This window comes from Pedobacter sp. GSP4 (assembly GCF_051857575.1).
In the GTDB taxonomy this organism is placed as follows: Bacteria; Bacteroidota; Bacteroidia; order Sphingobacteriales; family Sphingobacteriaceae; genus Pedobacter.
In genome coordinates this window covers 164,750-184,398 of sequence record NZ_JBPZIR010000006.1, presented here as the reverse complement: position 1 = coordinate 184,398, position 19,649 = coordinate 164,750, and the positions used below count along the sequence as shown (strand labels likewise).

The window sequence follows — 19,649 nt, the reverse complement described above, 5'->3', positions numbered from 1 at the left end:
GCCTACTAAGGCATGAAACCTGCAGAAACCAAGGCAAGCGCCCAGTTATAGGCATTAGCACCTTGCTAAACTAACCTTAAATGCAAAGGAAAATTCCGTTAAAGAAACGAATTAATAAAATATTATAAATGCCATTGTCACCAGGATGCCTAGCAAGACGGTCGCCGCCATTAAGCCGGCAATCAGGCGTTCAAAAGAATCCAAACTTTTCATGTTAATGGCAAGCAGATTAGCCTTTGAAAATGTTTGTAATAATAGCACAAAAACCTTTAAACGAATCATTCACAGTATCATATTTTCCTTTTTCTAATTGCGCAAGCGAAGGCAATGTTTTCAGGGGCCAGTGATGGACCCGGGGAAACCCGGTCCATTCCAATTCGGTCAAAAAGTACTACTCTCCCTCAACCCTAGCCAATTCTGCCAAAAACCTCTGCCTGCTGGCCAAGCCAATGGCTATGTTCTGCGCTCAATTCATTTGCTCCCAGCCGCCAAAGCCAGTTACCTGCCAGGCTGCCCGGACTATTCATCCTTGAATCGCTCCCGAGTCCCAGCACATCCTGAATAGGTACGATTGCGATTTTTGCCTTCGATGAATAGGCCATCCTGGCCGCCAATTTATGCACGTTTCCCGCACTAAGCCCAGGCCCTGCATACAACTCTAAACGCTTTTTCCCCTCAGCGTCCAGTTCATTTTCATACCAGCCCCTGACCGTATTATTATCATGGGTACCGGTGTAAACCACACAGCAATCATCAGAAAAGTTATGCGGGATATTGGGTGATACCAACAAATCCTCACCGAAAGCAAACTGAACAACCTTCATGCCTGGAAAGCCAAATCCTTTGCGTAGCGCATCTACATCATCAGATAGCTCACCCAAATCCTCGGCGATGAAAGGGAGCGAACCAAGCGCTTTCTCCATCAAGCGAAAAAACGCCAGACCCGGGCCTTTCTCCCACAGCCCCCCACTTGCATCCTCTTCTGCGGCATCGACCTCCCAAAAATTTGAGAAAGCTCTGAAATGGTCCAGGCGCACGAGGTCAAAAAGTTTACTATTTTGCTCCAGTCTATTCTTCCACCAATTAAAATTATCAGCTTTCATCTGCTGCCAGTCAAAAACCGGCATGCCCCAGAGTTGCCCTTTATCGTTAAAATAATCCGGCGGCACCCCCGCTATCTTTAAAGGGTTCAATTCGCTATCCAGTTTAAACATCTCGGGCTGTGCCCACACCTCAACCGAATCCCTGTCCACGTAAAACGGGAGGTCACCGATGACCTTTATGCCATTTTCCCCGGCATACCGCTTCAATGCTGCCCACTGCCTGTAAAAAATAAACTGCTGCCATTTAATTTCGCTGATCTGGGCGGCATTAGCCTTTGAAAACGACCGTAGCACTTTTTGATCCCTTCCTCGATACTCCCGGGGCCAATGATACCATTCCCTGTTTTGATGATGATTTTTAACCGCTGCATACAGGGCAAAATCTTCCAGCCATCCGCCCTCATCGGTGCAAAACCCCTGGTACTCTTCCCAGAGCGGACTACCGGCCGTTCTCTGAAAGCGCTCATAAGCCAAGCTTAAAAGCCTGAACTTCGATTTTTCCACTGCTGCAAAATCGATCCTAGTATCCTCAATCAGCTTAGCATCTGCTAATTCTTCTTCCCTTATCAGCCCGTCCTCCAAGAGCCCCTCTGGACTGATGAGCAGCACATTGCCTGCAAAGGCTGAATTGCTGGAATAGGGCGAATGCCCGGTATCTGCCTTGGTTGGGTTTAGCGGCAGTATCTGCCAATAGCGCTGGCGTGCAGCGGCCAAAAAGCCGATAAAATCCTTTGCGCCTGGCCCAAGGTCGCCTATCCCAAAAGATGACGGCAGGGAACTGATGTGCATGAGGATTCCAGCCGACCTTTCGGGTTGCTGCTGCCAAAATGCAATCACTGCAATGGGAACCTGCCCAAAGATTTGGTTGATCCGGATCCCCTCATGCAGGATATCTTTAGCTCCGGTCTGCTCCCAAAGTAAATCACGCCACCTCACTGGCAGCGTTTTTGGCAGAACGATCTCGGTATCCAGCCAGTCGAAAGGCTCCTCTGAGATGGAATCAGCTAAGCCTGCCATTCCCAGTGGAACGGCTACCAAAATACATTCGCCTTCAAAGCTCCTTAAAAATGCAAAAATATTTTCCCGGTATTTTCCCCTCACCGTCAAAGGAATGTACTCTCCCTGCTCAAAAACCGCAGGATAGTTGCTCCTAATTTTCATCAGCACACTGGTCAGCCAAAGCTTAATCTTGCCCGAGTAACGCTGCTGCCAAAGTTTTTTAAGGTCTAAGCCGGTCAAATCGCCGAGCATTTCCTCACTTGTTTTAAAATCCACCGGTCTGCGGTTATCCGGATCAACCAGGCTTAGATCCCATAGTTCGCAGCCCTGATAAATGTCGGGTATCCCCGGACAGGTAAATTTAAGCAACAGCTGGGAGAGGCTATTTACCACCGCGAAGTCGGCAATCTTATCTAGCAACTTAGCCATGATGCGATAAGCCTTGCCTTCGGGGCGGATGAGCCTGTTCACAAAATCCTTTACCCGCTCTTCATAGACTTCGTCGGGTCCTGCCCAGTCTGAACGCTTTTTCGCCTCCCGCAATGCCTTCCGGACATATTCCTCTAAGCGCTCGCCGATATCATCCGCCTCTTCTCCAGGCATCGGCAAAATTCCCAAAATGGTCTGGATCATCAGGTAAACATCGTTTGAATGCAGCCAGTTAACCCAAGCGTCTTTTTTTTCAAGGCCCTTCGACCAGTCCGACAATTCCTTCAACACTTTAGCCCATTCTTTGGGAATATCGCTGAGCACATTCAATCGCGCCCTGACATCTTCTCCCCGTTTGGTATCATGGGTAGCGGTTGCATTGAGCGCTAGCGGCCAAAGGCTTTGTCTCTCCTGCATGCGATCATGAAATTCCGCGACGCTTAAGCCAAACGCATTGGGAGCATCGCCCACCTCATTATGCGCGATAAAACGATTGTAAGTGAACATCAGCGTATCTTCAATTCCCTTAGCCATCAGCGGCCCGGTAAACTGCATACAACGCTGGTAAAAACGCGATATTTTTTTATTAAGCGTATTGCTATTACTTTCCGGTTCGGTCAAAAAAAGTGCTTCGAGCAGGCTGCCCGCATCATGCAAAGCCTGCTGTGCAGTAACCTGGTGGAGCAATTCTGCAACCTTATCCCTTTCATCGGCAGGCAAAGGAAAGCTATAGTTGTAATACCGGTAAACTGGCATCGCGATCAGCATTTCTCCTAAGGCCTTTTTCAGGTTTTCCCTGCCGACCTCTTCCACCTTTTTCCGCTCTACCAACTCGAGCTGCAACAACAGGTGAATCAGGTTGTCCAGTTCACCCTTCATGTGACCATACAAAATGGCACTTTTCTTCTCGTGCACCATCGAGCCGACATCCAATTTTTTTCCGGTAACCTTTTGATAGAAGTCATTAAAAGGTTTTCTGGCATTTTGATTGGTGAACAGGTTATTTACCATCGCCAGGAAATCATATCCGGTGGTACCCTGCGCCGCCCAGCCCGATGGCAACTTCTCCCTATCTTCCAATATCTTCTCCACGGTAATATATACCTTCTGCCCAACACGCTGCCTTAACGCCTGCAGGTAAGCCTCGGGATCAAAAAGCCCGTCAATATGATCGATCCTTAATCCCTGAAATACCCCTTTTTCTACCATATCAAAAATATAGGCGTGATAGGCATCAAAAACTTCCTTATCCTGGATATTCAGACAGATCAGGCTGTTCACGGTAAAAAACCTCCTGTAATTGATCCTAGATTCTGTCTGCTGCCAATGGCATGGACGGTAGTTTTGCATGCCGATCACCTCGAAAAGTAAACCAGGATCCCGGTTTACTTGCCTTGTGCCATGGATTTTCAAAAAGCTCAACCCCGATTCATTTACCGGCCAGCTGTGCCCGCCAAACTCAAGGCAATATCTGCCTTCTGCCTTTTTTACCCGGATAGCTCCCGTCGCTACTGCCTCTTCAAGGTCAGTGCCTAAAAAAGGTACCATTATCTTATCGCTAAAATCAATATCAAAATAATTAGCGAACGCTGACGCTTTCCCATGCTTTAGCACATCCATCAGCCAGCTGTTGTCAGGATGAAAGGCCATGTGATTGGGCACAATATCCTGCATCCAGCCAATCCCAAAAGCCTTCAATTTCCTACTTAGGGAAATTAGCTGCTTTTCGGTACCGATTTGGGGGTTGATCATCAGCGGATCGGTTACATCATAACCATGGGTACTTCCTGGCATGGCCTTAAAGACCGGGGATGCATATACGGTATCAACGCCTAGGCTTTTCAGGTAGGGAATAATCCGCTCAAGTGATTTAAAGTTAAAGTCTTTATTAAACTGAATACGGTAGGTAGATCTTGGTTTATACATTTTTAGCTGTTAATATTAAAAGTGATTCGGCTTTAATGCTGATGCCCCCAACAGCGGAAACCTGATTTATCGTACGGCCCGGTCCTCCCCACTTGAGCGAGGATGAATCCAGCAGTGTCTCCCAGTCCTGACTAGTAGTAAGCTGGAAGGCCTGCTCCTTGCCCGAAAAATTCATTAGCACTATAACCTGAACTTCATCGTTCCAGCGTTTAAGTATCAGGCAATTCTGATCCGGTAGCGCTGTGGCCTCTAACCGGGTACGGTCTAAGCAGGCGAGCACGGGATGGTTTTTTCTAAGTGCTATCAAAGCCCTGTAATAGTCTAACAGCTGCTGCTGCTTAAAACCTTTCATACCTGCCCAATCTAACCTCGATTTGATAAAAGTTTTTTCATCCTGGGGATCCGGCGCATCGCCGGATTGATGGAAAGCTGCAAATTCTGCTTTCCTTCCCTTTCTTACCGCGTCAATTAGCCCGGGATCGGAATGGCTGATAAAAAACTGGAAAGGATGCTCCTCTCCATATTCCTCCCCCATGAAAACCAGTGGAACGAAGGGACTGCAGAACACCGCACCTGCCAGCAGTTTGAGCATTTCCGCGCTTAAGAGCTGGCTACTGCGTTCTCCTAGCATGCGGTTGCCTACCTGGTCATGGTTCTGGGAAAAAACGATAAACTGTTCTCCCGAGTTCCCCGCTGCAGGCGCTCCGAAGGTTTTATCCCTATGCTGGGAATATTGCCCATCGTACACATAGGCACATTCGTAGGATTTAGCAAGGTGGTCCACACCATTAAAATCGCTATAGTAACCCTCCTTTGCCTGTCCTGCCGCTACACGCAGCGTATGGTGAAATTCATCCACCCATTGCCCATCCATGCCATAGCCTCCGAAACTTAAAGCATTGATATACCGGTTATCGTTCAGGTCAAGCTCGGCAAAAAGCTGGTATTGTCTTCGGGTCTGTAAAGCAAGCTGGTCAGTATATGATCTAATCTCAGCGAGGATATGGACAGCACCAAAATCCTTAATTGCATGAACTGCATCCAGCCTCAACGCATCGATATGAAAATCCCGGAACCACATCAGCGCATTTTCAATAAAAAAACCTCTCACGCCATCGCAGCCCGCATCATCAAAATTGATTGCCTTTCCCCAGGGAGTGAGATATTTCTCTGTAAAATACGGACCAAAATCACCGAAGTAATTTCCTTCAGGCCCCATATGATTATAGACCACATCCAGTATCACAGCCAGTCCTTTACTATGGCAGGCATTTACCAGCAGTTGCAAATCCGCTGGACCGCCATAGCTATGCTGCACCGCAAAGGGGTATACTCCATCATAACCCCAATTCCTGCTGCCTGGAAACTGCGCCAGGGGCATAATTTCGACAGCTGTGATGCCAAGTGAAACCAGGTGATCTAGCTTAGCTTCAACGCCCCTGAGATCACCACCTTGAGTGAAGGTTCCAACATGCAGTTCGTAAATGATATAATCTTTTCGGGGAATCCCTTTCCACTCCTGATCAGACCAAGCAAATTCCCCAGGATCGAACGCCGACGAACTTCCGCCAAGTCCATCCTTCAAATACAGCGCAGCCGGGTCAGCCCTGACCACCCTGGAGATACCGGAGCCATCTCGCCCGTCTTTGTCCTCCTTCCAGATTTCAAAGGCATAACTATCCCCTGCTTTTATTTCATTTGTAAGGATGAACCAATACCCGCGCTCCAATTGCCCCATTTCCAAAGGGCTGGGTAATTTAGCTGAAATGAGCAATACCTTGCAGGCAAATGGAGCCCAAAGCAGGACCTCTGCACTGCCGTCCTGCAAAAAATTCAGGCCGATTTTTCTCCGGCCGATCGCTATCTGCATAATTTTTAGTAATAAGATTTAAATGTTCGGACAACCGGCAAAGGGCCTCCATGAAATTGACAAGAGCGCACAGCTTTTACTGGTTAAGTGAGAAACTATCCAGAACCCCTCCCGAAGATGATAACAGGTTAATTTTTGCCAGGGTAGATTCATCAATAATCTCTATAACATGGGCCTTAAGCTCGGCAGAGCGTGTTACCGGATTCTCATTCTCAGCCAGGACCAGGTTGATCTCAGCGGCTCCCTTAATCTCTATCCGACCAATACGCCTACGTAAGAAAGCTTTCAGCTGTACAATTAACTCTTCCATATGATCTTTCTTTAAAAAAGCCCGGATCGGGGGAAAAAGTTTTACTATAGAAAAAATTGTTGATTATATCCTGGATCAGTTGTCCACTAAAGATGATTGCGCTTAAAACAAAAGACCTTCTTTTAGAGTTCCACTAGCATGACAGCCTTTGATATCCGAATTTCCCATAACGGGGAACCCACCATCTTAAGCATTATCCCAAAGGATGATTATTTTATCATTACCCACCATGGGCAGATCATTGGCGCAACCAGACGGGAAGGTTTGGATTGGATATTAATGGAACGGACTGAAATTGAAGAATGGCAGCTAGCTGCATACGAACAACACGCCATAGGAAACAGCAAGCATCTAGTTCTCGGCGCAGCAGAAATAAACCTGATTGCAGGTGAAATCGAAAACCACCTGAAGTAAAAAGCCCGACAATCCACTCAGCACTACAATTACCCCCAACAAGAACCTTTACCGGACATTAACCATTTCACCGACCAATCTGCGGAGCGTTTGTAAATTCCCATAGGCATTCCCCATGGTATTATTAAAATATACATAAACCTTTTTCCCCTCCGATAACCAGTCTCTAATATATTCTGCATACTCGCACAGCACGTCCTCGCTGTAGCTCCCCCTGTAATTGCCGCCAGGCCCATGAAAACGCAAATAGCGAAAATCCGTATCGGATCTTTGCACAGGCCCTGCTCCCATCCCTTTATCATGAACAACCATTCCCAGGCTATACTCATCCAAGCGCTCCATTACCTCATCCACATATAGCGAAGGATGGCGGAACTCCAGGGCGATCTTCCATTTTCCCTCCAAATCATTTTCGCGCAGATCGGACATTAGGCGGGAGAGTTGGCTGAACTGGCCTATTCTGACGCTGGGTGGGAACTGCACCAAAAGACAGCCCCTTTTTTCCCCGGCAGCTGAAACCACATCCATAAACCTGTGCAGCTCATCAGCATTATAGCCGAGTTGCGCCCCATGGGTAATCCCTTTGAAAAGTTTAAAGGTAAACCGAAATCCCTCTGGCACTTCAGCTGCCCACTTTTTAACCGTCGCGGACATCGGGATTTTATAAAACGAACTGTTGATCTCGATACTATCCATCAATGAGCTGTAATAGCAAAGCCTGGACTTACCTCTAAACTCCTCAGGATAATGCAGTTTATTGGGTACGGGCAATATCAGCCCGCTTGTTCCCGAATAATAACCTTTGATTTGCTTTTCCATTAACCAAACAACAAGGCCCGCTACCAAATTGTTGCCAGATCGGCGTATTAGATCCTTTTCTGCTTTCCCCATCTCGGTATCTATATTTTAGTAACCTACTGGCAAAATAAAACAAAGCAATATAAGAAAAGGCATAACCCTTTGAAGATCTCTTCAATTTATAAACCAGGACAAAACCGATAAACACTCTGCGGGAACATAACAAAAGACACTGTAGATCAACCACCTGCAACGAGGCTAAAACCATTCACAACAAAATATTGTACTCTGTATAACTTTAAACAATCAACATGAAAAAACAGAACCTATTCGAAAGCATCTCCAACCAGATTACCTGCTGGACAGGTAGCCCCTGGGCCTTTATCATCGCCTTTGGAATCGTAATCATCTGGGCTGTCAGCGGTCCGTTATTCCATTACTCGGATACCTGGCAACTGGTCATCAATACCGGAACCACCATTGTCACCTTCCTGATGGTCTTCCTGATTCAGAAAACCCAGAACAAGGATTCAAAGGCCATACAATTAAAACTCAACGAACTCCTTGCCGCCAGCCGCTTTGCCAGTAACCGCATGGTCGATATCGAGGACCTCACCGAGGCAGAGCTGGACACGCTGCGTAAATATTACCAAAAACTCTCGGAGGTAGCTGAAAAAGATGACGATATCCACAAATCACATTCAATTGATTCGGCAGAAAAGCTTGCAGAGAAAAAAAGCCAGGCACCAAAACGCAAGAAACCGAGTCAAAATTAACCCGCATCCATTTTAATACCTACGATATGTCATCACGCAGCGAAAAGATAAAAGCATTCAACAAAAACAGAATCCATTCCATAATACCTTTAAAATATGCTGCGATGCTGGAAAACGCTTTCCGGTTTTACCGCGGGAGCTGCCACCTTTTTTATGAACGGATCGCAGCACTCAACTCCATGCCCAAATCCCCTACCGGATGGATCAGTGGCGATTTGCACCTGGAAAACTTTGGTAGCTACAGGGGCAATAACAAACTGGTCTACTTTGACCTCAATGATTTCGACGAGGCTGTCAAAGCACCAGTATTATGGGAAGTGGTACGCCTGGTGACCAGTATCTTCATCGCTTTCCAGACCCTGGAGATCGACGGCGAACAGGCGGTGAATATGGCTGCGCTCTTCCTGAAAACTTATGGCACAACACTCGCCACAGGAAAGGCGATGGATCTTGATCCCAGGACAGCCAAAGGCATAACCGGTGATTTTTTAAAACGCGCTGAACGGAGTTCTGCAGATGAACTTTTAAAGAAACGCACTTTAAAAAAGGGAAGTAAACTACAGCTGAATACCACCGACGAACGCCATTTTAAACTCAAAAAAGAACTCAAATCCGATCTGATCTCCTACATGGAAGAATGGCTATCCCAAAATAACGATAGCCCTTACAATTACCGCGTAAAAGATGTGGTTTATCGCCTGGCCGGAACAGGAAGCCTTGGACAGAAACGCTACCTTTTCCTGCTCAAAAGCACACAAAGAAAAGACCGTTACCTGCTCATCGACATGAAACAAGCCTATCCCTCTTCGTTAATCCCTTTCCTCCAAATCATGCAGCCCAAATGGGCCAATGAGGCGGAGCGGATCGTATCGATACAGAAACGCATGCAACATGTGTCCGCATCTCTGCTTTCCACAGCAAATTTCAGGAATGAGCACTATGTGGTACAGGAACTTCAGCCTGTAAAAGACACGCTGAAATTCAAACTCATCAAAGCAGAGTACCGTAAACTTTACCAGGCCATAGATGACATGGCGATGCTCACCGCATCCTCGCAGCTCAGGAGCTCAGGGATGGATGGCTCTGCTACCAAGGATGAACTCAAAGCTTTTGCAATCAAGGGACACTGGCAACAGCAGATCCTTGACATCGCTAAAGAACAAGCTGCGCTAGTAGGCGCGGATTTTGGTGCCTTCCAGCAGGACTACAGAAACGGTGCTTACAAAACTCGGCATGAAAGTAAAGCAAAAGATGAGCTCGTTTTAAGCTAAGGGGCAAGGTTTCGTAATTAAATTTAGCAGACAGCTATGCAAAATGGATAATCTTATTATATCCCAACCAATCTCACTTGATTACCAGTATCGTCCCTAGCCCTCTCTCCAAGCGAAAATAATACTGTACTTCCGCATAACGCAGGAGGACTTCAACATTGCCAACGGTCCCCTTTCTGCCGTCCGCACCCCTAATACGGTCCCCGATCTTTATACGGGCAAGTACGCTCTCACAGGTCTTCTGACCAACCTCAATATAATGGTCTGCAACTATAAACCGGCCACGAGCTACCCTCTGCGGCTTTCCCCATGCCGGGACTAAATGATGGTTTTCTGAACGCATGGATATTATTTTAGAGAAGATCTACGAAAAAAAATCCTTTTTGGCTTCCCGAAGAAAAAAACACGTATAACTACGTGAAATAACCGCTATGACATCACCAGATGTCCCGTAGCAATCGTCCCAGAGGCTGCCTGCAAAACGCCATACCAGGTAAAAATACGTGTAAGCGAAATCAACAAAACTATTGCTGCCAACCGATGGTTCTTTTTCTAGACATAACCTATAAATGACATCACTATGGCAACGACAAAAACAGCAGCCAAAGCCCCTGCTAAAACAAAGGGCACAACGGCATCAAAAACGGGAAAAATTGAAAACACGGAATTCCACGAATTCTTTGTAGATGAACTAAAGGACATCTACTGGGCAGAAAAACACCTGGCTAAAGCGCTCCCAAAAATGAAAAAAGCTGCCACCAGCCCTGAACTAGCATCAGCATTTGAAAAACATACTGCCGAAACCGAGCAGCATATCACAACCCTGGAGCAAGTATTTGAGCTATTGGAAGAAAAAGCCACGGCAAAAAAATGCGATGCCATGGCAGGCCTACTGGAAGAGGCTGACGGGATTATTGCTGATACCGACAAAGGTACCATGATACGCGATGCGGGCCTTATCCTAGCAGCACAGAAAGTGGAACACTACGAAATTGCTACCTACGGTACCCTTAGGGTATTTGCCCAGAACATGGATCGCGAAGATATCGCCGATCTTTTGACCGCAACGCTTGAAAACGAAAAGGCTACTGATGAAGCCTTGACGCAAATAGCCACTGGTACAATAAACGCAGAAGCAGCAGCAGAATAATCCCTTCTAGCCAACTGCCTTCCCACAAAAGGATCATGGAAAAACCTTCCATCAGCTAAGCCAAACACGGGCTGTCCGCTTTCCGGACAGCCCGTGTTTATTATCCGCCCTCCCGGATAAACACCATCACCGATGCGCGCATCGCCAGTACCCCTCACCAGATCATCGACCTGGCCGAAGAGGCTATCAGCGTATTGGCTGACCGCGAAAAAATATCAATGGTACTCACCAACCTAATCAGCAATGCGCAGAAATACTCGCCCATGGGAGCGATATTACTGTTAGCTGCAAACCGAAAGCGGACGAAGTGATCGTCAAAATAGGCGATAAGGGCATGGGTATCCGCGCTGCAGATCAAAAGCATTCCCGGATTCGGGATAGGGCTTTACCTGGTGTCAACTATTCTCGACCAGCATGGATCTTCTATTATCCTGCAAAATGTGCTACTTTTTCTTTCAGCCTTCAGGCCGTTACTGCAGCAGCACCTGCCGCATGATCAAGCTAACATTATTCCAATTCCCCTTCAGCCAGCCCCTCAAGAAACCAGCCTGATTTGTAGTCAAAAAATGCTTCCCGGTCTCCTGCTTCGCTGATCACTCTACCCTTAAAATCATGGGCAATATCCTTTTCCGACTCTAAAACTGATTTGGCCAGTGCTGCATATTCCTCTACATCCAGGCCGTCCCTAACCACGTAATAGGGCTCGCCCTGCTCAGTATAGCGGGTTTCCACTAGCCCTTCTTCAAACCTGGCCCTATCATCACCGCCCACGCTGGGGCTTCTCTGTTTATCTTTCATCATTATTTATTTTATTATCATCATTATCTCTTCCCGAAAGCAATCAACCGTAAACTTTTTTCCAATACGCTTTCGCCTCTCTATAGACAGGATGCTCCTCGGCTCTCATCCAGTAAGCATAGAACACAGCGGCAGCCTTCGCTTTCAGCTCATCGCCCGTTCCCCTCTCTAAAACCGCATAATCTCTGTCCTTATCATACTTACGGCCTCCCTTATAATTCGCATAGCGCCTGGCGCGGGTGTAGCCCATTTGCAGGTATTTCCGCGCAAGATCTGCCCCCACAAAATCTCCATTATCCATAAAGCCGGTAAACATTTCATAAATAGCCTCAGCGCTGGAGCGTGCAATACCGGGATCCTTAAAACGCCACAACGGGCCGAGTAGGGACTTATAAGGCTCACAGATCAATACGCCCTGTTCTCCCTTACCAACCCGGTACAGCTCTGGATGCTCCCGATAATCCACATCACTTTTCCAGCTATAGCCCGCATGCTCAAAACCCAGATAAGACGGCCTGCGGGGCCTGGTACTTTTAGTATCTTTCCCAACCCTCATCCATCTTTCCCATTATCCGCCCGGCATCCTTGGCGCGTTAGTGGTACTATCCTGGTGCGCATCACCCGAAAGCGAATCGGCAGATTTACCGGTAGTATCAACCACCTTATAGGAAGTATCTTTCTGACCATCTTTACCATTGGCACTTTTGCCCATGCATGCAGCAAGGCTGAATGCGCCTGCTACAAAACAGATTACAAACCATTTTTTCATCTTATGCAATTTAAATTTATCACTCTTAGAGCCAGCCAAACCACCACAGCACTTTGTGGCAGTGGTCCTGATCCCTCTGGTTTTAACAACAGTCCCCGCAAAGAAAAGGTTTGCTCCCTATTCCAATCAACCATCCATAATCCTAATCTTAATATTACCCATCAGGCTCATAACTATCCGGTCAGGCTGTTTAGCGCATTACTGCCATTTTCCAGTAAAACAATCAAAACAATTTTTAGGTTCTTTAATAACCTTATGCCTAAAACACCATGTCACTAGAAGAACTGATCGGAACCCCAAAGGATATTGGCACGCTGGCCATCTGTACCAGGGCTGCTGCTATCTTCTTAATTGCATACGTACTGATTCGCTTATCGGGCAGGCGTTCTTTCGGACAGCACAGTCCACTGGACAATATCATTGTAATACTACTGGGTGCTATTTTAAGCAGAGCTATCGTTGGTGCTTCCCCCTTTTTTCCTGTAGTCGCGGCCTGCATACTAATTGTGCTGCTCCACCGCGGCCTGGGTTATCTGGTTAGTATCAGCCCCGGCTTTGGAAAACTTGCTGAAGGAGAAAAGATCAAACTTTACGAAAATGGCAAGTTTATCGGGCGCAACCTTAAAAAATCACTCCTGAGCGAGGAGGAGGTAATGCATGCTATGAGGGCAAAACTTTTCACCCAGAACCTCGCTACAGTAGATAAGATATACATGGAAAGAAACGGAGAAATCACCATCATCAAAACAAGGGACACTGAAAAATAACCCCACATAGCATCAGCTTGATAATAAAACCTGCAATAATATAACCATGGTGCAAACATTCACCCTTAAAGCAAGTTTAGCTAAATATGGAACAGCATAAAAACACAGCACACAACACAAGGACAATAGTCGTTACCGGTGCCTCGAGTGGAGCAGGAAGGGCTATCGCACTCGCCTTTGCCGCAAACCATGACCGGCTGGTTATCTCCTCGAGAAACCTGGTGGCCCTAGAGGAACTCGCCTCTGAATGTGAAAGCCTTGGCGCTGAAGTCAAATGCGTAGCCTGCGATACCTCAGACTATCACCAGGTAATTAACCTTGCAGCTCAAGCGGCAGACTTTAGAGACGGGATCGACGTTTGGGTCAACAATGCCGGTGTACTGGCTATGGGCAGCTTCGATGAGACGCCTATGGAAGTAAGCGAACAGGTGATCCGGACCAACCTCTTAGGCTACATGCACAGTGCTCATGCAGTAATGCCCTACTTTAAAAATCAGGGACATGGTATCCTGATCAATAACATCTCTATCGGCGGGTTCCTGCCCGTGCCCTTTGGCGCAGGCTACTCGGCGGCAAAATTTGGTCTGCGCGGTTTTTCGGCCTCCCTAAAATCTGAACTCCGTGCTTACAAGAATATCCATATCTGTGATGCCTTTCCCGGTTTTCTAGACACGCCCGGCATGCAGCATGCCGCCAACTACACTGGTAAAGCGCTCAAACCTGGGCCACTGGTTTACGATCCTAACCGACTGGCCAATGAAATCCTTAAACTCTCCCTGAACCCCAGACCAGAAAAAATGATAGGCAGTTTTTCCACGCTCATGCGCCTATCACGGGCACTATTGCCAACCCTGACCACTACCATTGCAGGCAGCCTCATCCGCAGCTACCTTACACATGCCAAAACGATAGGCCCTACCAATGGCAATATTTTCAGCCCTGTAGCTTATGGCAACTCTGTTCACGGCGGCTGGGGCATGCCCGGGAAGCCGAAAGCACACCGCAAATATATCGCGATCGCTGCAGGACTGCTATTAAGTGCTTTACTCATTAAAAGGAAATGGTAGATGGCCAGCAAGATTATCTTTTTCGGGGATAGCCTGGTAGCAGGCTATGGGCTTAAAGACCCGGCTACAACGTCCATACCGGCCCTGATCGGCGCAAAGCTAAAGCAGCTAAATTTAACTTACAGCGTGGTCAATGCCGGCATTAGCGGGGACACTACCTCCTCGGCTTTATCCAGGCTTGAAGGGGTACTAGATCAAGAACCTGCCATCTTCATACTGGAACTTGGCGCCAATGATTTCCTGCGCGGCACCAGCCCTGTGCTGATCCTGGCCAATCTGCAACTAATCATCTCAAAAGTAAAATCCAGCTGCCCATCTACCTCGATCCTGCTCTTGGGTATTGAGCTCCCGGACTGGGCAATAGGCCTACATAAAGCGGATTATAGTGGCATATTTCAAGCGCTTGCCGAAAGAAACGGCATCCCGCTAGTGCCCTCGCTGTTAAAAAACGTAGCTGGCATCCATTACCTGAATATGTACGATGGCGTTCATCCGCTAAGGGAAGGTTATCAGATTGCGGCAGAAAATATCTGGCCGGAACTCTACAAGATTATCCTTCAGCGCGAAGCAGCATAAAAACCAACCAGATTAACCATGAGAAAAAGAGCAAGGATCATAGAACAGGAAAAATTAGAAAAGGCAAGGGCTTTCGAACTTGCAGCTGATTTCCCGCAAGCCATTAAAACCTACCGGTCAGTGCTCTCTGGAAACCCTGTGCATTTAAAGGCAGCATCGCGGCTGCTCATTTTGCTGCGAAAAACCAAAGACTCATCTTCCGAGCTAAAATTACTAAAAGCGCTAATCCGCGCCCAAAAGGAGCACCTGGAAACCGTTCATCAAAACTGGATCACTAAACACCCTGGCCTGGCCGAAGATACTGCCCCGCTGGCCAAAATCCTTGGCCTTATCGGCAAGAAAAACCAGCCTATCCCCAAAGATGAAATATTAAATAAATGGCAGGCCAGACTGCTTGCCCTAGAAAAGCGCCTGAACGCTAAAGGAGCGAAAGCACGCGTAAAATCCAGGCTTAAAAAGAGCACAGCAGCGCTTAAACAAAAATCAAAATATGCGAAGGCAACGGCGGGTGATACAACACGGGCAACATCCCCTGCGATATCACCGTCTAAACCGCCTTTAAACAAGGTTAAACAAAAACTAAAAAAAGCAAAAACAAAAGCTGGTGACAAAGCAGCCAAGCCCTTAATCAAAAAGCGCTAGGCCAGGCCCTGATGGCCTATTATTGTTTTCATCCTTGTTCCTTTGCGTTGCTAATCTCCGCATCCACCTGCCAGCCTTTCAGCAGATTATCATCCACAGGGTGCAGGACATTTAGCCTGGTTGTAAAACACAACCCCAGGGAATAATCAATTTCGAGCTTAACAAAAACCATTCATCATATACTTTGTCTTTAAAAGAAGCCCGGCGATTTCCGGAAACAAAATATCAAAATATGGAAAACCTCACATTATCTGAAAACGCGAGGCGTTTCATGGACTACGCTGTCGATACCCTTAACGCCATGGACGGCGCGCCTGAACATACTGCTACGCAAAAGGAAGCGGTACTGGAGAAAATCGCTACACTTAAAACTTACCTGGACCAGCTTGAAATTGCTTACCTGGACAATACGCCCACTGACGCGCAGCGGCCCGTTGACCCTGAATATATTGCAGCTGCCGGGCATAGCTAACCATCTCCCGTTTAAACCTCCTTATAATCCCTAAAACAGACAACATGGGCAAACTCACAAATCTAATCTCAGGCCTGGCAGGGGCGGTGGTGCTGAACATCCTGCATGAATCCCTCAAAAACAAAGACAGCGGCATGCCACGCATCGACCGCATGGGCGAAGAGGCCCTGCAAAAATCACTGGGTTATCTGGGCACGGGAATTGAAGATCAGCACAATCTCTACCTGGCCACCCTTGCGGGGGATATTGCAGGGAACGCCGTTTATTATAGCCTGATAGGTGGGAGAAATAGCCTGATCTGGCCCAAGGCAATCACTCTGGGCCTAGCTGCAGGCATCGGCGCAGTTACCCTTCCTAAACCTATGGGACTCGATCCCAAGCCTATTGCTCGCAATGAAAAGGCCACTGCGCTGACCATTGCCTATTACCTCACCGGCGCACTGGCGACAGCTGCAGTACTGAAGCTATTTAATAAGCACCTCTGATCAAAAAAAATTACCTGCCGTAATATAAAGCTTTAAAAAAACGCTTATTATCTTGATAACGTTAATTTAGATTACACGGGAGCCTCTCTGATGATGGGTTCCCGTTTTCATTTATCCCCATTAAAGAACCGATTAGCCCATCCACAGGTCCGCAATTATGCAGCTTGTTCCTACCGTAATTAATACCTATTTGCCCCTAGCCCCCCTAAGTATAAATACGGACTTTTCCACCCGATCGCCTGTAAACCGAAACCAAAGACCTGCCCCTTTGTTAGCTATTAACCTACATCACCTAAATGAAAACAACATGGATCAAAACGAATTTTGCCTGATCGCAGGCCAACATGCCGGCGCACTTCACACACATGCATTAAAGTTTACCAGGGATGAAGACGAGGCGAAAGACCTTGTCCAGGATACGCTGGTTAAAGGGGTACGTTTCTGTGCCAATTTTGACCGGGGAACCAATGTCAGGGGGTGGCTGTATGTGATCATGCGCAACACCTTTATCAACGATTATCGAAAGGCCCAGAAAAGACAGGCGCTAATCGGCCAGGAAGAAGAAATCAACAGCCCCAACCTGTTGAAAAGCTCAACACGTAATTCAGCGGTTTCCACATTTATGATGGAGGATATCCGCAAGGCTATGGCCAGTATACCCGAAACCTATAGCTACCCTTTTAAACGTTATTTCGAAGGTTACAAGTATGAGGAAATCTCCAGGGAACTTGGTATTCCGCTGGGAACGGTCAAAACACATATCCACCAGGCCAGGCTGCTGTTAAAAAAATACCTTAAAAACTACCGTGACGGGGCGGGAGAATAAACATCCGATCAATTATGATAACAAACGGGAACTGTACTAACAGCCAACCCGTTTGTAAACACCAAATCACCCCTTAGAAAACCCTTAGGGTATGTCTGCTGTTATTAAATGGTAGGAAAACCAGAGCCGAATTGAATGATGATATGATACACAGGGAGAAAATGGAGGAGGTGGGCAAAATGCTCACCACAGGCGGGCTTACCATCGCTTTCGCAGAAAGCGCAACTGCAGGCAGGCTAACTGCTGAATTTTCGCTCATCAATGATGCCGGAAAGTTCCTCAAAGGCGGCATTGTCTGTTATGATGCCTGCCTGAAAGAGACACTTCTGGGTGTAGATCCGGAGCTGATTGAACAGTACACACCTGAATCCATGGAAGTAACCAAGGCGATCTCTAACGGCCTTCACAAGCTAATTCCCGCTGATATAGCCATTGGCATAACAGGGCTAACTGCTCCTGGAGGCAGTGAAACCAGTGAAAAACCGGTTGGAACGATCTTCATTTATGCATCAAGTCCCTGGGCGCAACTTTTCTCGCTGCGATTAAATTTCGCGGGCGACAGAGAGGACATTGTCCAGGCTACAACAGCACGCTGCGCTGAACTTCTCTATGACTACCTCTCCTCGTTGTAAACCGAAAGGTTACAATCGGTCAAGATCCCGATAATAAATCTACCAGCGGTAATGAAACTATTCTACCAGAAAAAAGCCCAGCACCTGTGAAGCCAATTAAAAAGAAAACCTTACAGACCATTCCTGCTGCAATCAAAGGCTTTCAAAAGCAGCACATCAAAACCTAACGCTGGCAAATACCTAAATTATGCTGCCGGGCAAAAGCTCGTAACGAGCTAACCCGTCAAAAGAAAAATGCATAATTTATCCCGCCATGAAAACCTCCTATCAGATAACCAGCCGATGACATCAAAATTTGCTAAATGCACCCTATAGCTCTCAGGTCCATAAAAAATCCCCCTTTTTAGAAAGCAAAGGGGGATCCATTATAACCATCACATCAAAACTGGTGCCGTATATTTCTTATGGCTTAAGCACTACCTTTACACAGTCCTCCTCTTTTTCATCAAAGATCTTATAGCCCCTGGCCGCATCCGCCAATGGCAGCGTATGGGTGATAATATCATCCAGCACCACATCCCCGGCATCAACCAGCGAGATTAGCTTATCGATATAATTAAGCACCGGAGCCTGGCCCTGCCTGATGGTAATCCCCTTATCAAAAATCCTGAACATTGGAAAGTTATCATAGGGAGATCCGTAAACCCCCATAATCGATACCGTTCCCATTCGCCTAACCGCCTCGAAACACATCTCAAGCACCTTGATCGAACCTTTTTCGAAATTAATTGTCGCCTTCAATTTATCGAACAGTGTCCGCTCGGGCTCAAAACCTACTGCATCCACACACACATCAGCACCCCTGCCCCCGGTCATCTCCCTGATAGCCTCGACCACATCAACTTTATGGGGGTTGAGCGTATCTACATTATTCACCGCCTTTGCTTTGGCCAGCCGGTAATCCAGTGGATCGATCGCAATCACCCTTCCTGCCCCATTAATCCAGGCTGCTTTCTGCGCCATCAGACCCACTGGTCCTGACCCGAATATGGCTACTGTTTCCCCCCCTTTAAGCTGGGCCCAGTCTATTGCCGACCAACCGGTGGGGAAGATATCGGTCAAAAACAGCGCCTGCTCATCGCTCAAATGATCAGGAACTATCCTCGGGCTGATATCTGCATAAGGCACACGGACGTACTCCGCCTGCCCGCCGGAGTAGCCCCCATACAGATCGGTATAACCAAAAAGCGCACCACCTTTCTGGCTGGCCAGGTCGCCGTTAGGCCCGTAATTCTTATAATTGGAATTCTCGCAGGCAGGGCTCGCCTCATGGGTACAGAAAAAACAGGTCCCGCAGGCAATAGGAAAAGGCACTACGACCCTATCGCCCCTTTTAAGGTTAGTGATGGCTGATCCCACCTCTTCGACTATCCCCATAAATTCATGCCCCATCACCAATGGGTCCTTCTGGGGAACTGCACCGCTCAGGATATGGAGATCAGATCCGCAGATCGCCGTCGAGGTTACCTTTAGGATCACGTCCCTTGAATCAAGGATCTTCGGATCCGGAACGGTGTCTACCCGGATATCACCGGGTTTGTGAAAAACTGCTGCTTTCATAGATTTGGG

The 19,649-nt window shown here is 47.3% G+C and carries 20 protein-coding genes; 12 read left to right on the top strand and 8 right to left on the bottom strand.

Features of this window, described 5'->3' with window-relative positions; translation table 11 throughout:
- Positions 1-407 precede the first annotated feature (407 nt).
- The 3 genes from treY to ACS5PU_RS16875 form a co-directional block, all read right to left on the bottom strand.
- Complete coding sequence (gene treY / locus ACS5PU_RS16885) at positions 408-4,457, bottom strand: malto-oligosyltrehalose synthase (RefSeq protein WP_439460329.1); 4,050 nt, start codon at positions 4,455-4,457, stop codon at positions 408-410.
- Positions 4,450-6,327 (bottom strand): malto-oligosyltrehalose trehalohydrolase, encoded by a 1,878-nt coding sequence (gene treZ, locus ACS5PU_RS16880; protein WP_439460328.1) that lies wholly within the window; start codon positions 6,325-6,327, stop codon positions 4,450-4,452. Before treZ ends, treY begins: the two co-directional genes overlap by 8 nt.
- Positions 6,328-6,403: 76 nt before the next feature.
- Positions 6,404-6,637: a hypothetical protein gene (locus ACS5PU_RS16875; protein WP_439460327.1), complete on the bottom strand. Its 234-nt coding sequence runs from the start codon at positions 6,635-6,637 to the stop codon at positions 6,404-6,406.
- A 138-nt stretch (positions 6,638-6,775) separates the two neighbouring features.
- Between ACS5PU_RS16875 and ACS5PU_RS16870 the strand changes: the two genes are divergently transcribed.
- The gene (locus ACS5PU_RS16870) at positions 6,776-7,051 is read left to right on the top strand and encodes a hypothetical protein (RefSeq protein WP_439460326.1); all 276 of its coding nucleotides are present in this window, start codon (positions 6,776-6,778) and stop codon (positions 7,049-7,051) included.
- 48 nt (positions 7,052-7,099) lie between these two features.
- Here the strand turns inward: ACS5PU_RS16870 and ACS5PU_RS16865 are convergent, their stop codons facing one another.
- Complete coding sequence (locus ACS5PU_RS16865) at positions 7,100-7,942, bottom strand: DUF72 domain-containing protein (RefSeq protein WP_439460325.1); 843 nt, start codon at positions 7,940-7,942, stop codon at positions 7,100-7,102.
- Positions 7,943-8,160: 218 nt separating this feature from the next.
- Between ACS5PU_RS16865 and ACS5PU_RS16860 the strand changes: the two genes are divergently transcribed.
- The 3 genes from ACS5PU_RS16860 (at position 8,161) to ACS5PU_RS16850 (ending at position 11,046) form a co-directional block, all read left to right on the top strand.
- Positions 8,161-8,625, top strand: coding sequence for a low affinity iron permease family protein (locus ACS5PU_RS16860; RefSeq protein ID WP_439460324.1), 465 nt, complete (start codon positions 8,161-8,163; stop codon positions 8,623-8,625).
- A gap of 26 nt (positions 8,626-8,651) precedes the next feature.
- Positions 8,652-9,896, top strand: a complete 1,245-nt coding sequence (locus tag ACS5PU_RS16855; protein WP_439460323.1) for a DUF2252 domain-containing protein — start codon at positions 8,652-8,654, stop codon at positions 9,894-9,896.
- A gap of 580 nt (positions 9,897-10,476) precedes the next feature.
- Positions 10,477-11,046, top strand: a complete 570-nt coding sequence (locus ACS5PU_RS16850; protein WP_439460322.1) for a YciE/YciF ferroxidase family protein — start codon at positions 10,477-10,479, stop codon at positions 11,044-11,046.
- Positions 11,047-11,553: 507 nt separating this feature from the next.
- On the opposite strand, the gene ACS5PU_RS16845 is transcribed toward ACS5PU_RS16850, so the two are convergent.
- Genes ACS5PU_RS16845 through ACS5PU_RS16835 form a run of 3 tightly spaced genes read right to left on the bottom strand, consistent with a single transcriptional unit; the run spans position 11,554 to position 12,613 of the window.
- Positions 11,554-11,847, bottom strand: coding sequence for a hypothetical protein (locus tag ACS5PU_RS16845; RefSeq protein WP_439460321.1), 294 nt, complete (start codon positions 11,845-11,847; stop codon positions 11,554-11,556).
- Positions 11,848-11,887: 40 nt separating this feature from the next.
- On the bottom strand, positions 11,888-12,400 hold the full coding sequence (locus ACS5PU_RS16840) for a DUF4385 domain-containing protein (protein ID WP_439460320.1): 513 nt from the start codon (positions 12,398-12,400) through the stop codon (positions 11,888-11,890).
- Between the two features lie 12 nt (positions 12,401-12,412).
- On the bottom strand, positions 12,413-12,613 hold the full coding sequence (locus tag ACS5PU_RS16835) for a hypothetical protein (protein WP_439460319.1): 201 nt from the start codon (positions 12,611-12,613) through the stop codon (positions 12,413-12,415).
- 269 nt (positions 12,614-12,882) lie between these two features.
- Between ACS5PU_RS16835 and ACS5PU_RS16830 the strand changes: the two genes are divergently transcribed.
- From ACS5PU_RS16830 to ACS5PU_RS16795, 8 genes are all read left to right on the top strand, one after another.
- Positions 12,883-13,380 (top strand): DUF421 domain-containing protein, encoded by a 498-nt coding sequence (locus ACS5PU_RS16830; protein ID WP_439460318.1) that lies wholly within the window; start codon positions 12,883-12,885, stop codon positions 13,378-13,380.
- An 86-nt stretch (positions 13,381-13,466) separates the two neighbouring features.
- Positions 13,467-14,447 (top strand): SDR family oxidoreductase, encoded by a 981-nt coding sequence (locus tag ACS5PU_RS16825; RefSeq protein ID WP_439460317.1) that lies wholly within the window; start codon positions 13,467-13,469, stop codon positions 14,445-14,447.
- Positions 14,448-15,023, top strand: coding sequence for an arylesterase (locus ACS5PU_RS16820; protein ID WP_439460316.1), 576 nt, complete (start codon positions 14,448-14,450; stop codon positions 15,021-15,023).
- Between the two features lie 18 nt (positions 15,024-15,041).
- Entirely contained in the window at positions 15,042-15,665 is a 624-nt protein-coding gene (locus tag ACS5PU_RS16815) for a hypothetical protein (RefSeq protein ID WP_439460315.1), read from the top strand.
- A 271-nt stretch (positions 15,666-15,936) separates the two neighbouring features.
- A complete protein-coding gene (locus ACS5PU_RS16810) occupies positions 15,937-16,137 on the top strand; it encodes a hypothetical protein (RefSeq protein ID WP_439460314.1) in 201 nt (66 codons plus the stop codon).
- Positions 16,138-16,181: 44 nt separating this feature from the next.
- Entirely contained in the window at positions 16,182-16,622 is a 441-nt protein-coding gene (locus ACS5PU_RS16805) for a hypothetical protein (RefSeq protein WP_439460313.1), read from the top strand.
- 307 nt (positions 16,623-16,929) lie between these two features.
- A complete protein-coding gene (locus ACS5PU_RS16800; RefSeq protein WP_439460312.1) occupies positions 16,930-17,448 on the top strand; it encodes an RNA polymerase sigma factor in 519 nt (172 codons plus the stop codon).
- A gap of 131 nt (positions 17,449-17,579) precedes the next feature.
- The gene (locus tag ACS5PU_RS16795; RefSeq protein ID WP_439460311.1) at positions 17,580-18,080 is read left to right on the top strand and encodes a CinA family protein; all 501 of its coding nucleotides are present in this window, start codon (positions 17,580-17,582) and stop codon (positions 18,078-18,080) included.
- 402 nt (positions 18,081-18,482) lie between these two features.
- Here the strand turns inward: ACS5PU_RS16795 and ACS5PU_RS16790 are convergent, their stop codons facing one another.
- Positions 18,483-19,640 carry a zinc-dependent alcohol dehydrogenase gene (locus ACS5PU_RS16790; protein ID WP_439460310.1) on the bottom strand — a complete coding sequence of 386 codons (1,158 nt, stop codon included), beginning with the start codon at positions 19,638-19,640 and terminating at the stop codon, positions 18,483-18,485.
- Between the last annotated feature and the right edge of the window lie 9 nt (positions 19,641-19,649).

Excerpts from the sequence above, each read along its gene's own strand:
- treY (WP_439460329.1), bottom strand. The coding sequence starts at position 4,457 with ATGTATAAACCAAGATCTACCTACCGTATTCAGTTTAATAAAGACTTT.
- treZ (WP_439460328.1), bottom strand. The coding sequence starts at position 6,327 with ATGCAGATAGCGATCGGCCGGAGAAAAATCGGCCTGAATTTTTTGCAG.
- ACS5PU_RS16875 (WP_439460327.1), bottom strand. The coding sequence starts at position 6,637 with ATGGAAGAGTTAATTGTACAGCTGAAAGCTTTCTTACGTAGGCGTATT.
- ACS5PU_RS16870 (WP_439460326.1), top strand. The coding sequence starts at position 6,776 with ATGACAGCCTTTGATATCCGAATTTCCCATAACGGGGAACCCACCATC.
- ACS5PU_RS16865 (WP_439460325.1), bottom strand. The coding sequence starts at position 7,942 with ATGGGGAAAGCAGAAAAGGATCTAATACGCCGATCTGGCAACAATTTG.
- ACS5PU_RS16860 (WP_439460324.1), top strand. The coding sequence starts at position 8,161 with ATGAAAAAACAGAACCTATTCGAAAGCATCTCCAACCAGATTACCTGC.
- ACS5PU_RS16855 (WP_439460323.1), top strand. The coding sequence starts at position 8,652 with ATGTCATCACGCAGCGAAAAGATAAAAGCATTCAACAAAAACAGAATC.
- ACS5PU_RS16850 (WP_439460322.1), top strand. The coding sequence starts at position 10,477 with ATGGCAACGACAAAAACAGCAGCCAAAGCCCCTGCTAAAACAAAGGGC.
- ACS5PU_RS16845 (WP_439460321.1), bottom strand. The coding sequence starts at position 11,847 with ATGATGAAAGATAAACAGAGAAGCCCCAGCGTGGGCGGTGATGATAGG.
- ACS5PU_RS16840 (WP_439460320.1), bottom strand. The coding sequence starts at position 12,400 with ATGAGGGTTGGGAAAGATACTAAAAGTACCAGGCCCCGCAGGCCGTCT.
- ACS5PU_RS16835 (WP_439460319.1), bottom strand. The coding sequence starts at position 12,613 with ATGAAAAAATGGTTTGTAATCTGTTTTGTAGCAGGCGCATTCAGCCTT.
- ACS5PU_RS16830 (WP_439460318.1), top strand. The coding sequence starts at position 12,883 with ATGTCACTAGAAGAACTGATCGGAACCCCAAAGGATATTGGCACGCTG.
- ACS5PU_RS16825 (WP_439460317.1), top strand. The coding sequence starts at position 13,467 with ATGGAACAGCATAAAAACACAGCACACAACACAAGGACAATAGTCGTT.
- ACS5PU_RS16820 (WP_439460316.1), top strand. The coding sequence starts at position 14,448 with ATGGCCAGCAAGATTATCTTTTTCGGGGATAGCCTGGTAGCAGGCTAT.
- ACS5PU_RS16815 (WP_439460315.1), top strand. The coding sequence starts at position 15,042 with ATGAGAAAAAGAGCAAGGATCATAGAACAGGAAAAATTAGAAAAGGCA.
- ACS5PU_RS16810 (WP_439460314.1), top strand. The coding sequence starts at position 15,937 with ATGGACTACGCTGTCGATACCCTTAACGCCATGGACGGCGCGCCTGAA.
- ACS5PU_RS16805 (WP_439460313.1), top strand. The coding sequence starts at position 16,182 with ATGGGCAAACTCACAAATCTAATCTCAGGCCTGGCAGGGGCGGTGGTG.
- ACS5PU_RS16800 (WP_439460312.1), top strand. The coding sequence starts at position 16,930 with ATGGATCAAAACGAATTTTGCCTGATCGCAGGCCAACATGCCGGCGCA.
- ACS5PU_RS16790 (WP_439460310.1), bottom strand. The coding sequence starts at position 19,640 with ATGAAAGCAGCAGTTTTTCACAAACCCGGTGATATCCGGGTAGACACC.